This is a genomic window from Streptomyces sp. KL116D, from assembly GCF_030766975.1.
Taxonomy (GTDB): domain Bacteria; phylum Actinomycetota; class Actinomycetes; order Streptomycetales; family Streptomycetaceae; genus Streptomyces; species Streptomyces longispororuber_A.
In genome coordinates, this window is sequence record NZ_JASERH010000007.1 from 19,181 (window position 1) to 31,094 (window position 11,914).

The following is an 11,914-nucleotide window of genomic DNA, read 5'->3' on the forward strand; positions in this document are numbered from 1 at the left end:
CGATGGGACTGACCCACGCCTCCCCACACACCAGAGGAGGAAGACGCCGCCCGCGCGGCCGACCACCAACGCCTCACGGACGCGCTGGCCATGCACCTGACCGCGGTCCAGCCGCTCCGCGGTGGCCCTCATCGGCGACATCGCGTACGCCATCGTGCGCCCGACCGCCGAATCAACTGGGAGGAACGGGCGGTGCGCCTCGCTTCGACCTTCCTGAGAGCACCACAGATCACACCCACGCGGCGATCGGCGTCGGATCGCTCGCCGACGACAGCTCAGACATCCAACGAGCGCGAGGACGCGGACCGGGCACTGCGCGTACTGCTCACCGATGCCCGACGCCGCCGCGTCGCCACCATCGAGGACGTTCACACCGACGCGCTGATCTCGACCTGGCCGACCTCACGGCCGCCCGCGGAGACCGCCCCACGACCCCGCTCACCCGCCTGCTCGACTACGACGCGCAGCACCAGACCCAGCTGATGCACACCCTGCAGTCGCTGGCTCGACGCGTTCGGCGACGTGGCGACGGCGGCCGCCATGGCACACGTCCACCCGAACACCTTCCGCTACCGCCCGCGCCGTCTCGCCGAGGTGGGCGGCATCGATCTGGACGACTCCGATCAACGATTCGCGGCCATGCTGCGCCTTTGAGGCTGCTCGGCCACGCTAAACAAGAGCCCTCCGCCCGACGTCGCCCGACAAGTGAGCGACTCCGGCTCCCCGCATGACGCGGCCGGGCCTTTGGTGGCCCCTGTCCAGGCCGGACGCGGACCGCTCTCCTCGTCTCGTCACCGCGGACGAAAGTTCGCCCCTCCTCTCGTGCGCCTGAACGAGTCCATGGCAAACCCCTACGCTCTACGCTCCCCACCAACCCCATACGGAGGGATCGGTCTTGAGCCCCACCAGCACACCACCCGCAACCGTCCGGCGCACCGAACACACCACACTGTGCCCTGCTCATGGGCGTCTACGTCATCGACTACATCGACCGCGTGATGATCGCGACCGCCCTGCCGCTGATCGGCGCGGAGTTCGGCCTGACGCGCACCGAACAGGGCCTGGTCGTCTCGGCGTTCGCGATCGCCTACATGCTCAGCCAGTTCCCGCCGGCCTGCTCGCCGACCGCCTGGCTCGCGCCCCCTACTGGTGGTGTCACTGGTCGCATGGTCCGTGTTCACTGCCGCGACCAGCCTCGCACCGGGCCTGGTCGCACTCCCTCGTACTGCGCGCGTTCGGCATCTCGCAAGCACTCTTCCCGGCCGCGTCTTCGTTCAAGGCACTCACCGAGCGAACCATCCTCCGCCACCGCGCAGCCGCAGCGGCCGGTCCATGCTCGCCTCGAACAGCCTAGGCGCGGGCCTTGGCCCGCTGATCGTCGCAACCGATCATCGTCATGGCGGACTGGCGCCACACCTTCTGGATCATCGCCGCCGCAGGACTGGTCGTCGGACTGGTGCTGTGCAGGCTGATGCCGTCCCCGCTCCCGCCCGAACTCACCGAGCCCGACACACCTGCCGTCGCCGCCGCGGCGCCGGTGGGCCGCGTCCTGCGCAACGGGCTGGTGCTGCGCTGCGCGCTCATGTTCGCGATGCTTCAACATGCTGAACTACGGAATGATCACGTGGGTTCCGTCGTACCTGGTCGAGGCCAGGGCCTCTCCATGGTGCACGCCGGGGTATCCGCCGCGATTCCTGCTCATCACGGCGGTCGCCGTGGCGATCGGCGGCCAGCTCATGTCCCGTGGCCTGGACGCGGACCTCGCGCCGACTGGTCGTCCCCGCACTCCTCGTCTCGGCGGCCCTGCTGTCAACATGCTCCTGTCCAGCCTCGACGACGGCATTCACGGTCCTCCAGTCCCTGGCCATGTTCTCCGCCGGCCTCGCCTTCATCGGCATCATCGGCATTCCGGCTCCGCGTACTGTCCCGCGACGTCATCGGCACAGGCATGGAATCGTCAACACCGGCGGACAACTCGCCGGCGTACTCGCTCCGCTGGTCATGGGCTGGCTGCCGACCTGTATGGCTTCACTTCGGCTTTCGGGTTCCTGGCGGCCGCGACCCTCGCGGCCGCGTGTGCATCTCCCTGACGACGGCCCGGTGCGGCCGTGTCGCCGCCCACTCACACTCCGCTAGACAACCCGCCGGCCCATGACCGACGTGCAGGCTATCGGTGAGCTACTGAGCCAGAACCCCTCGACCTCACGCTTCAGAGCAGGCGGCATGTCGGCCAACTCCGAGACGATCAGGCGGACCTCCCGCCCGAGTTCAGGGGCACTCGCTCCCAGACCACCGCACTCCTGGTGAGCAGGGCAGCCAGCAGATCGCCCTCATACATGTCGCCTTCCGCCGGGGATTGGCCCGAGGACCTCGACCGCCAGTGGCAGGAGATAGGCAAGGCCCACGTCCTGCCTGATCAGCAACCGCTGGACTGGTGCGGGTGGGGCTTGCTGGGTCGGCCATGCTTGTTGGGGCGAATGGTGCGACTTCTGGGGGCAGGAGGCAGCTTGCGCCTGTCTCATCCCAAGGCGCCCGGATGCGTTCCGTGCTTCCGCGAGGCAGGACACACGCCTGGGCGCACGCCCTGATCGGCAGTACGTCCAGGTCATGCCTCGAACGACGTGCGTACCCGAGTGATCTGTCTGATGCCCGCTGGGAATTGATCGGGCCTGTCCTGGAGGACTGGCGCTACGAACGCCACGGCCGAGCTCTGGGCTTCGGCCGGCCTGCCGAGGTCGATCTCCGCGAGATCATGAACGCGATCTTGTATGTGGACCGCACCGGGGTGCAGTGGCGCTACCTGCCGCACGATTTCCCGAACTGGAACACGACAGCACCTCAACACTCCTGATGGTGGTGTCACGCAGACGCGGCAGGGCTACCAGTGGATGCTCTGGACTCCGTTGGCGACTGTCACCGAGGCCTTCTCCACTGGAGGGCTACCAGCAGACAGCCAGCGGTCGAGCAGCCCTCCACGGCCGCCCACAGACGGCTCGGGCCGCCCTCACGGACAATCCAGCGGCCTTCCTCCTGGTGCAGCGCGGCCCACGCGCCGGTCTCGGCGTCGACCAGGACGTCCTCGTCGTGCCGGTCGGCGCGCAACTTCATGATGCTGGGCGGTCGGCGCGGCGAACTGCATGATGAACCGGCTGGTCCAGCCGTTCCAGAGCGTCCGCTCCGATGCTCGTCTCGCGCTCGCGTCCGTCGGAGAGGTCCGAGGACACCGAGCGGCGGCGGCGTGTGGGGGCGTGCCAGCATGAAGCTGACGCGTCCGCCGAGCACGGGTCCGCTGGCCGTTCCGTCCTCGTGCACGGTCAGGCGCACGAGTTCGGACGCGTTGAGCCAGCCTCCGATGGTGGTGAGGATGGTGCCGCCGGGCCGGGTCTGCTCGATCCACTCCCGGGACGGTCCGTACTGCGCAGGTGGCGATGATCCGGTCGTACGGGCCGCTCTCCGGGGCGCCCCGGAGGCCGTCGCCCGTCAGGAGCGTGGGCTGGAGGTCGAGCCGGCTGAGGGAGTTGCGGGCGCGCTGGGCGACGACTGCGTCGTACTCGATCGAGGTGACCTGATCTTCCCCAAGACGCCGCGTGAGCAGGGCCGTTGAGTAGCCGGTGCCGGTGCCGATCTCCAGGACGTTCATGTCCGGCTCTACGTGGAGGTCCTCCAGCATCCGCAGGACGAGGGAGGGCAGTGTGCTCGAGCTGGTCGGCTCCCGCATGATCTCGCCGCGCATGTCCTCGGGCTTGATCGTGCTCTGCGATCTGCGTGACGAGAGACTCGTCGAGGTAACAGGTCGGCAGCCACTCGTGGTTGCCTCGTGGATTGCCGTCCATGCGGTGGAGTGCCGAACCGGGCACTTCGCGGAAGAACCCGCCGCGCGCAGCGAACTCGTGCCAGTACGGCGGCCGCGGCCTGCTTCCACGCAGGCGAGCGCAGCTCCGCCGGCCGTGATGAGTGTCGATGAGGCGTTGCAGGAGCTGCTGGTGGCCGCTCACGGCTTCCTTTCGAGTAGGTCGGCAAGGGCCGCACACATGGGCAGCCCGGTCTCGTCCTCCAGCCAGTACCACTGACCGGATGGATTGCATTCCAGGAACCACCATTGCCCGTCGGCGTCCACGGCGAAGTCGAAAGCGCCGAAGAGGGCCCTGAAGTGGTTCAGGCAGGCCCTGGAGCGCTGTCTCGGTTCCGGCGGGCGTGTCACGGGGGTGCAGCTCAGTCGGCTGTAGTCGGTCCTCCAGTCCAGGAGGTCGGAGGTGATCCGCACGCAGAACGAGCGCTGCCCGATGACCGTCACGCGTACGATCCGCCGTCTTCGCAACGCACTCCTGGAACAGGTGGGCGGTGCCGGCCACACGGTCGTCGATCTCCTCGGGCGTCACCGCGGCGATCTCGACCACGCAGGAGGGACGTTGTCGATCCGGTAGACGGGGTTGTGGAGCGGCTTGTAGATGACGGTCCGGTCGCTGCCCTTGATGAACGTCCTGGCCGCATCGGGGTTCGAGGTGATGAGCGTGCGGGGCACCCGGGAACCCGGCATCGACGGCGGCGGCGAGCCTGGACGGCGAACTCCGGCGTCGCCGATGCGGTGGGGGTGGTTCACGTAACGGCAGTCGGGCAGCGAGGCGATGACACCGCCCAGGCCGGGCGCGGGCCTGGGTGATCGCAGACCGGGCGTCCTGCTCGTCGAGGTGGGGAAAGCGAATCCGAGGGACGGCGGTAGTACAGGGAGCGAATCCCTGCCAGGTCAGCCGTCCGACGGCGTGCACAGACGGCCGCGCACGCCGTCTTGAGTGATCTCGGCCTCCACCGACAGTGATGCGGGAAATCCCCGAGTCGAACCGCACGACCGGGACACCCCGGTCGTGCAGCTTCCGGTGATCGCACGTCGGCGGTGGGGTCGTTCAGGCTCGGTGACGACCACCACCGGACGCGGATCAGTGATCACTGGTCGGCATCACTGCCCGTGTCGGAGTCCCTGGGTGGAGCCGTTTGCCGTCCGCTGGTGCCCGGTGGCCGGCGCGGTGCCCGTGCTGGTTCCAGCCCCGGCATCTCTCCATGACGATGCCGTCCTGGTCCGAGAGGAACGCGGCGGTCTGCTTCCGCTCGTCGAGGACGACGTGGTCATAAGCCGGCGCCATCGCCGCGTACGCCGCCATGCGGCTGGCGCCCCAGGGCGCGGGCGTGGAAGCCCCTGGGAACCGCGGGGCTCGCCGGCAGACGGTCGGAGTGTACGAACATGCTGTGCTCCTCTGTGTCGCTGATTCCAATGCGGTGGTGGGCGGGCCCGCTACAGGGTTGCAGCAGGCAAGGCTCCACGAGCCTCGCCCGGCGTCGGTCGCCTGTCGCTGATTGCGTGTGGCCGACCGACGCGTGCAGCCCGGCGCGGAGACCTGAGACCCCGCGCCGAGTGTTGGTACCTGCCCGATGACCCGCTGACGCACGACAGCCGGGCCACCGGGCAGGAGCTATGGGGCGGCCTCGGCCAGCTCTCGCATCAGCTGTTCGACGTCGAGGACTCGGTACGCCTTGAGACGGCGAACCATCTGGGAGGCGAACGTGGGCATGTGGCGGTGCCCATAGGGCAGGGGGGCGCGCGCAGCTGCAGCACCGCCGCCGCGCGATCCCCCTCGCGGGTGTAGAGAGTCCCTTGCACTCCGTACGGGGGAGCTCTGGGCCAGGAAGACCATCGACGCGCTCAAGGTGCGGGCACCATCTGGCGGACACCCGGATGTGCTTTCGGCAGACCGGCGGTTGGGCGGTGATGACGGGCTCGGTGGGGTCGTAGTCGTGGGGCCCGGCCAGGAAGATGTACCCGAGCGGTGTGCGAGCCGGTTCCGCGCAGACCTGGCAGCGCATCGTCTCCATGCAGTACCGCTGGCGGAAGGGGGTGCATCAGGCGCCACTGCGGTCGCCCTGTCGGCCGGCCGTGCCGGTCATGCGGGTTGAAGCTGCACCGTCCCCACAGCACGCCCCAGATGTCGCGGTCCACCGGCTCTCGTCTCCGTAGTACAGACGGGACCCTGACCGGTGGGAGGCGATGAAGAGGTTGTTCGGAGCGGCCTCTTCACCCTCCCGGTTCGTGATGAACGGGATCAGCGCCGGTTCTGTGACGGTGCGCACGGGGGCGAGGCATCTTCCCTCGCTTGACCGGTCTGGTGGTTGGCAGGTGCGGGGCCTGGTCACGACACCTCCGTGAGGTACTGATGCGTGACCATCAGCTCAAGCAGTTCGCTGACCGTCCACGCCATCGTGCAAAGATGCCCGACGGCCTTGCGGTGGACGCCGAGGGAGCACCTCGGCCCGCTGTGTCCGGCCGCGGTCGACGAGCCGGGCGACGGCCTCGTCCCGCTCGTGGAGCCGTGTCGTGACGGCGCGGTTCGACAGCCGCATGTGGTGCCCGCGAAGACGCTGGGCCAGGTCGTGACCTGGTTCTCGCCGGGCATGTAGTCATCGAGGACGGCGGCGAGGTCGTCGAGGACCTGCCCCTCGACGTACGGGCGCCCACCGCCGGATCTTCTGCGCGATCCAGGCGAGACGGGTGGCGCCGAACAGCGGGGCGGCGGCCCGCACAGGGTGCGTCCAGCCAGAGGCAAGCGTGGCCGGCGTAGTCATCCAGTCGCCTCGCTCGTCGGGCGCAGGATGGAGACCCACACGTCCTTCCGCCAGCCGTGGACGAGCAACCGAACCCGTCGCTGACCCTCGCGGAGAGCGAGCCTGCGGCCGTTCTCGTCGGTGTCGAGGGCGTTGACGGACGCTGGATGGCGCGGGTCGGGGTCGCGCACGCTGGGGAAGACGCCGTCGGGGGTGCGCGAGAGGAGGAACTTCACGGGGACGCAGTCCGCGCCCTCCGGCCGGGCGTGCTGCCACGCGTTCGCCAAAAGCTCCGGACGTCGCCAGGACCACCCGGAACTCCAGGTCGGATCGCAGACCCCACAGCGCTCAGACACGCGGCGACAGGGCTGCGCGGCGCGACGATCCTCAGCCGTCAGCTGACGTCGACCTCGCAGGTTCCCGGAACGCACCCGGGAGCCACCAATGCGCTCGTGCCCTCCACGGCGATCGGTTGCGCCTGCGCCAGGTCTGCCATTACGGGGACTCCTCGTTCGACGAAATCTCTCCACCAGGCACCGACCGCGGTGTGTACTCGCGGTGCCGTTCAGCAACCATTGAGTCAGGCCGACAGGAGCGACTGCAGACCCTGACTCGGAAACCTCGATCTTCCGTTTCGCGAGCGAGGAACAGCCCATGCCCAGACCAGAGAAGAAGCTGACCCCGGACGCATCACCGCGGGACTGGTTCGGCCACGAGCTGCGCACCTGGCGCAGAAGCGCGGCCCGCTCATGCCCTCCGAACTGCGGGGTTGGTGCAGGTCAGCGGCTCCCTCATCGAGAAGATCGAGAAGGGGACGGCCACCTGCTCGCAGGACCTGGCGGAGCGGCTGGACGACGCTCTCGAGACCGGCGGGGTCTTCGCCCGCGCGTGGGAATGGTCTTCGGGAAAGCAGAAAAACTCCCGTGTTGAAACGGAAAGTGCACCCCCGGCAGGGCGGGAGGCGTCGGTTCAGGGTCCACCGCGGCCAGCATCCTGGTTGGAGGTAGTCCATTACCTCCGAGTGGGAGTTCTGCCTCCGTGGACCGTCGCGCCTTCCTCGTCACGAGCGGCCTCGCCGCCCTCGCCCCTACCGACCTTGTTCGCCTCGTCGCACCGACCGCACCCCAGGAGATCCCGTCACAGATCCGCCCCCGCGAGATCGCCCAGTTGGAAGGCACTCGCCGACGTCATCCACCGCCAGGACAATGAACACGGCGGCGGCGGAGGTCGTACGAGAGCTCGCCCGCGGCGCGATCACGTGGGGTGCCTCACTGCTGCCCGTGCCCTGCCCCGAGCCCCTGCGCCCGGAACTCCTCGCCTCCGTGGCCCGGTTGGGGATCGTCGTCGGAGCCAGCCAATTCGACGCGTACGCCCACGACGACGCCCGCGTCAGCTTCCGTCTCGCCGCCGAATGCGCGGAAGAGGCCGGGGAATGGCACCTGCGCGCCAAGACGTACAGCTTCATGGCCCGGCATGAGATCTGGGTAGGCGACCCCCGACACCGGGCTCACACACGCGGAAAAGGGGCTGGTGCGCTCCGACCGGCTGACAGCAACCGAGCGGGCCATGCTGCACACCGCCCGCGCCAGGGGCCTTCGGCAAGATGCGCAACGTCACCGAGACGCTGCGCGCGGTCGGCGAGGCCGACGCCGCGTTCGAGCAGTCCGACCCGTCGAAGGACCCGCCCTGGATGGCGTACTACGACCACGCCCAGCATCACGGCGACACCGCGCACGCCCTGTTCGATCTGGCCGTCCACGCCGAGCAGGATCCGGGGGCAGGCGGCCCGCCGGTTCGAGATCGCGGTGCAGGAGCACGGGGACCAGTTCGCCCGCTCCCGCGCGATCTCCGGCACGAAACTCGCCTCCCCTCGCCATGGCCAGAGGCGACGACCTCAGCATGCGGTCGTGCTCGGCCACCGGGCCCTGAACGACGTCGGGAACTGACGTCGTGCCGGGCCGCCGACGACCTGCGCGAGCTGTCCCGCTACACGGCCCGGTACCGGAAGCCCCCGAAGCCGAGCACCTGCGCGAGCGCATCGCGGCTACCGTGCAGCCGTGACCGTCTCCACCACGCCCACCCATGCCGTGCTTCAGGCCGCATGCCCGCCGCCGGCCTCGATGCCACCGGCGCAAAGCCGATACGGATCGCCGAGAACGCGCTGTGGCGTCTGCGTGGCGGTGTGGTGCTGCGCATCGCCCGCCCCCGGCCAGCTCGTTGCCGCGACCCGCGAAGTACAGGTGGCCCGCTGGCTCGCCGCCCAGGGCGTGCCCGCCGTCCGCGCCCTCGAGCTGCCGCAGCCGGTGGCGATCAGCGGACACCCGGTGACGTTCTGGCACGAGCTGCCCACCACACAAGATCGGGACCGTCGCCGATGTCGTGGCGGTCCTCAAGCAGCTGCACGCCCTGCCCAAGCCCGAGCTGCCGCTCGGGCACCTGGACCCGTTCGTACGGGCCGCCGAGCGGATCGACACCGCGGCTACCCTCGCCGACGATGACCGGCAATGGCTGCGGGAACGGCTCGAAGACCTCAAGGCGCAGTGGGCGTCACGGGCCTGCGGCTGCCCGAGTGCGTCGTCCATGGGGACGCCTGGGTCGGCAACATCGCACGTACCGCGGCCGGCCCGATCCTCCTGGGACTTTGAGCGCGCCTCGTTCGGCCCGCCGGAGTGGACCTCGTGTCGACGGCGGTGAAGCTGACCACGACCGGCGCGGTCTTGGCCGCCGAGTACGCCGCGTTCTGTACCGCCTACGGCACGGACGTCACCGAATGGGCCGGTATGGACTCTCGCCGGGGCCCGCGAGTTGCGGATGACGACGTATGCCGCGCAGCACGCCGCCACCCGCCCACAGTGGCGGCGCGAAGCCCAGTACCGTGCCGACTGCCCTGCGCGGCCGCGCAGGGAGCACCACCCTGGCGGTGGAAAGGAATCATGTAGCGGCGGCCGTGCCGCCTCGGCCGCCCCCCGCACGCGGCGGCACCTCCTGAACAGGGGCCTTCTCCGCATCCCCTGGTAGGGCGCACGTACCATCACGAGGGATCCGCACCTCCCGATGCCTCCCTGCGCGAGATGGCTGTCGCGGCCCCGCAGAAGGCGTCGCGCACTAGCGACTCGTCCACCAAGCGGCCCCAGTACCGCCGGCCGTGGTGATCAGCGTGTGATGAACCAGATGGGAGCCCGCTGCACGATCACATGCACCACAGCGGAGTTCGAACTGTGGACGCTGCTCGCGTGTATCAACTCGACGGCTCATGCCTCCTGTTATAGATAACCTTCCGAATAGCCGCAATACGGATAGTTCGGTCTGCTGGTCCTCGATCATGCGGACGCGGACGAACCCGAGTCCTCCGAGGTGCCGTTCTGGACGCGGGACCCGCGAGTTCGGCTACAAGTCCCCTTCGGACAAAGCGAACCGGCGGCCTTTGCCACGGCCCGCAGGCAGTCGAGGACGGGGCCGTCTTCCGCAGCCCGATGTCCTCCCGCCAAGGGCTGCCAGCGGTTGGTGCCGTGATGTTCGCTGGAGTCCCCCGCCCAGACCGAGCAGGGATCATCGTCCTCCAACCTCATGGCGTCCATCCGGGCAGCCACCTCAGCGACCGCCCGATGTCCTCCGGTACGGTGCCCGTGCGCACTGTCTCTCGACACCTCCGTGCAGCGCGGTCGAGGTAGCACAGGGTCAGCTCACGGCGGAGCCGACGGACGCCGTAGGCACTGCGTAGATCAGGCAGCGCTTGCCACGGAGCGCCGCGGTGAGGTCCGCCAGGATGTCCCGCGAACGGTGCCCCGGCAAGGGCCGCGGCCGTGATCCCGTGAATGTCCGCCGCGTCCTCTGGGCACAGCCGCGGGTCAAGCGGTGTGCGAGGACTGACTTCGCCGCGCGAGGTCACATCGCCGGCTCCACGATGCGATGCATCGTCACCGTTCCTCATCCCTGAAGGTACTGCCCGAGGGACAGGTCCGTCCTGCCCCGCTTCCGGCCGCCTTCGCGATCAGTCCTTCCGCAGCTGCGGTGAACACGGAGTGCCGCCACCGCCGGAAGCGGTTGTGCACGGTGGCCCACGCGCCGAACTCGTTCGACCTCCCGCCACTGTGCTCGAGGCGGAACCTCCAGATCACCCTCAGCCTGCTGCCGCAGTCGCATGAGATACGGCCCGCACTCGCCGGACGGCAGGTACGGACCGATGAACTCCGCTCCTGGTCCGTCCGTTGCGTCCGCGTCGTGCACTACGGACCACCGGACCCCGCCCTCTCCCACGAGGGCGCAACCCGCGATTGATCACGACCCAATACAGGACCCAGAACCCGAGTAGGAAGCGGCAGAGCTCGCGGTCACGCGATCAGCGGGGGCAGATGGGTACGTCGACGGTGTCGTGACCCAGTCGTTGGTCTCGCTGCCGCCGTTCTCACACGACACGAGGACCTGCGCGACGGACGAGCTTGCGTGCTTCACGAACCGCACGACGTGCCGATGTCGGTGCGCGCGACATCCTGCCCGGACTCATAGACGGGATACGGGGCCTCCTGCCGGAGGGTCTCCGGCACCGTTCACGTGAGTACTCCAGCCGCACCCCGGCGACCACATGACCTTGTAGACGGTACCGCCGGCGGTGTCCAGGTCACCCGGCCGTGCGCGTTGAAGACGCCGGTGGATGGCATCTCGACGTTGTGGCGCAGCGGACGACCGCCTCGCCCACGCAGCTGTGCGCGATCTGGGTGGCCGACGCCCGGCGCGGCAGTCAGGCGCGGTCGTCCACGAGCGCGGTGCCGACGGCGGCCAGTCAGGCCGCCTCTCATGAGCTTTCCGTACCTTCTTGCGTGGCAAACGAAGGCCGCCGGACGCCGTCGGCGGATGATTGCAGCATCCCGCAGCCGCCGGCGGTTGCGGGCACATCAGGCGGGGGGTCCGGCTCCGGGCGCGCGGAGCCGGACCCCGCCACGAAGCGGGTCGCGTCAGGCGGGTCGGGGATCACGGCGACCCTCCGTCCGCACCGATGCGCACGCTCAGTTTCGAGCCGGCGGGCGATCTGCTCGTCCGACGAGCGAGATGCGCAGGAGAGGCGAAGCGACGCGGCGCGGCGCTCGGTCGGCGTCAGGCGGACGGCTCCTCAGCGGCGCGCGGCGCAGTCGTCGACCCGCGCCGCGCCACGTCCCAGTAGCGGCGCGCGGCGGCCACGCACGCGGCGTCCCGCACCACGATGACAGTCCCTCTCTGGAACGCGACCACGGGCCTCGGAGGAGCACCGCCACCGGCGCCGACGATCTTCATCTGCAACGGCCTGTAGCTGAAGAAGTAGCTACCTGCGGATCCTCGCCGGACAGTA

Annotated in this window: 12 protein-coding genes and 2 pseudogenes; 5 read left to right on the forward strand and 9 right to left on the reverse strand. The window is 69.3% G+C overall.

Going from position 1 to position 11,914, the window contains the following annotated elements:
• Positions 1-368: 368 nt before the first annotated feature.
• The gene (locus tag RBJ77_RS02125) at positions 369-542 is read right to left on the reverse strand and encodes a hypothetical protein (RefSeq protein ID WP_372343403.1); all 174 of its coding nucleotides are present in this window, start codon (positions 540-542) and stop codon (positions 369-371) included.
• Between RBJ77_RS02125 and RBJ77_RS02130 the strand changes: the two genes are divergently transcribed.
• Positions 541-654 carry a helix-turn-helix domain-containing protein gene (locus tag RBJ77_RS02130; RefSeq protein ID WP_372343404.1) on the forward strand — a complete coding sequence of 38 codons (114 nt, stop codon included), beginning with the start codon at positions 541-543 and terminating at the stop codon, positions 652-654. The genes RBJ77_RS02125 and RBJ77_RS02130 overlap by 2 nt on opposite strands.
• Before the next feature lie 696 nt (positions 655-1,350).
• Here RBJ77_RS02130 and RBJ77_RS02135 read toward each other — a convergent pair.
• On the reverse strand, positions 1,351-1,584 hold the full coding sequence (locus RBJ77_RS02135) for a hypothetical protein (RefSeq protein WP_372343405.1): 234 nt from the start codon (positions 1,582-1,584) through the stop codon (positions 1,351-1,353).
• Positions 1,585-2,587: 1,003 nt separating this feature from the next.
• Between RBJ77_RS02135 and RBJ77_RS02140 the strand changes: the two are divergent.
• Positions 2,588-2,830, forward strand: a pseudogene (locus tag RBJ77_RS02140) (transposase); the annotation flags it as partial.
• 83 nt (positions 2,831-2,913) lie between these two features.
• Here the strand turns inward: RBJ77_RS02140 and RBJ77_RS02145 are convergent.
• A complete protein-coding gene (locus RBJ77_RS02145) occupies positions 2,914-3,108 on the reverse strand; it encodes a hypothetical protein (protein WP_372343414.1) in 195 nt (64 codons plus the stop codon).
• Between the two features lie 352 nt (positions 3,109-3,460).
• Positions 3,461-3,733 (reverse strand): annotated as a pseudogene (locus RBJ77_RS02150) (rRNA adenine N-6-methyltransferase family protein); the annotation flags it as partial.
• Here RBJ77_RS02150 and RBJ77_RS02155 point away from each other — a divergent pair.
• Positions 3,693-4,070 carry a hypothetical protein gene (locus tag RBJ77_RS02155; protein WP_372343415.1) on the forward strand — a complete coding sequence of 126 codons (378 nt, stop codon included), beginning with the start codon at positions 3,693-3,695 and terminating at the stop codon, positions 4,068-4,070. The pseudogene RBJ77_RS02150 and the gene RBJ77_RS02155 sit on opposite strands and share 41 nt — an antisense overlap.
• Here RBJ77_RS02155 and RBJ77_RS02160 read toward each other — a convergent pair.
• From RBJ77_RS02160 to RBJ77_RS02170, 3 genes are all read right to left on the reverse strand, one after another.
• Positions 3,992-4,294: a hypothetical protein gene (locus tag RBJ77_RS02160; protein ID WP_372343406.1), complete on the reverse strand. Its 303-nt coding sequence runs from the start codon at positions 4,292-4,294 to the stop codon at positions 3,992-3,994. The genes RBJ77_RS02155 and RBJ77_RS02160 overlap by 79 nt on opposite strands.
• An 81-nt stretch (positions 4,295-4,375) precedes the next feature.
• The gene (locus RBJ77_RS02165; RefSeq protein WP_372343407.1) at positions 4,376-4,600 is read right to left on the reverse strand and encodes a hypothetical protein; all 225 of its coding nucleotides are present in this window, start codon (positions 4,598-4,600) and stop codon (positions 4,376-4,378) included.
• 334 nt (positions 4,601-4,934) lie between these two features.
• Entirely contained in the window at positions 4,935-5,156 is a 222-nt protein-coding gene (locus tag RBJ77_RS02170; protein WP_372343408.1) for a hypothetical protein, read from the reverse strand.
• Between the two features lie 1,051 nt (positions 5,157-6,207).
• On the opposite strand from RBJ77_RS02170, the gene RBJ77_RS02175 reads away from it, so the two are divergent.
• Positions 6,208-6,447, forward strand: coding sequence for a hypothetical protein (locus RBJ77_RS02175; protein WP_372343409.1), 240 nt, complete (start codon positions 6,208-6,210; stop codon positions 6,445-6,447).
• A 161-nt stretch (positions 6,448-6,608) separates the two neighbouring features.
• On the opposite strand, the gene RBJ77_RS02180 is transcribed toward RBJ77_RS02175, so the two are convergent.
• Positions 6,609-6,827: a hypothetical protein gene (locus tag RBJ77_RS02180; RefSeq protein ID WP_372343410.1), complete on the reverse strand. Its 219-nt coding sequence runs from the start codon at positions 6,825-6,827 to the stop codon at positions 6,609-6,611.
• 2,143 nt (positions 6,828-8,970) lie between these two features.
• Here RBJ77_RS02180 and RBJ77_RS02185 point away from each other — a divergent pair.
• Positions 8,971-9,285: a hypothetical protein gene (locus RBJ77_RS02185; protein WP_372343411.1), complete on the forward strand. Its 315-nt coding sequence runs from the start codon at positions 8,971-8,973 to the stop codon at positions 9,283-9,285.
• Positions 9,286-11,682: 2,397 nt separating this feature from the next.
• On the opposite strand, the gene RBJ77_RS02190 is transcribed toward RBJ77_RS02185, so the two are convergent.
• Positions 11,683-11,914: hypothetical protein (locus tag RBJ77_RS02190; RefSeq protein ID WP_372343412.1), on the reverse strand; the 232-nt coding region annotated here is incomplete at its 5' end.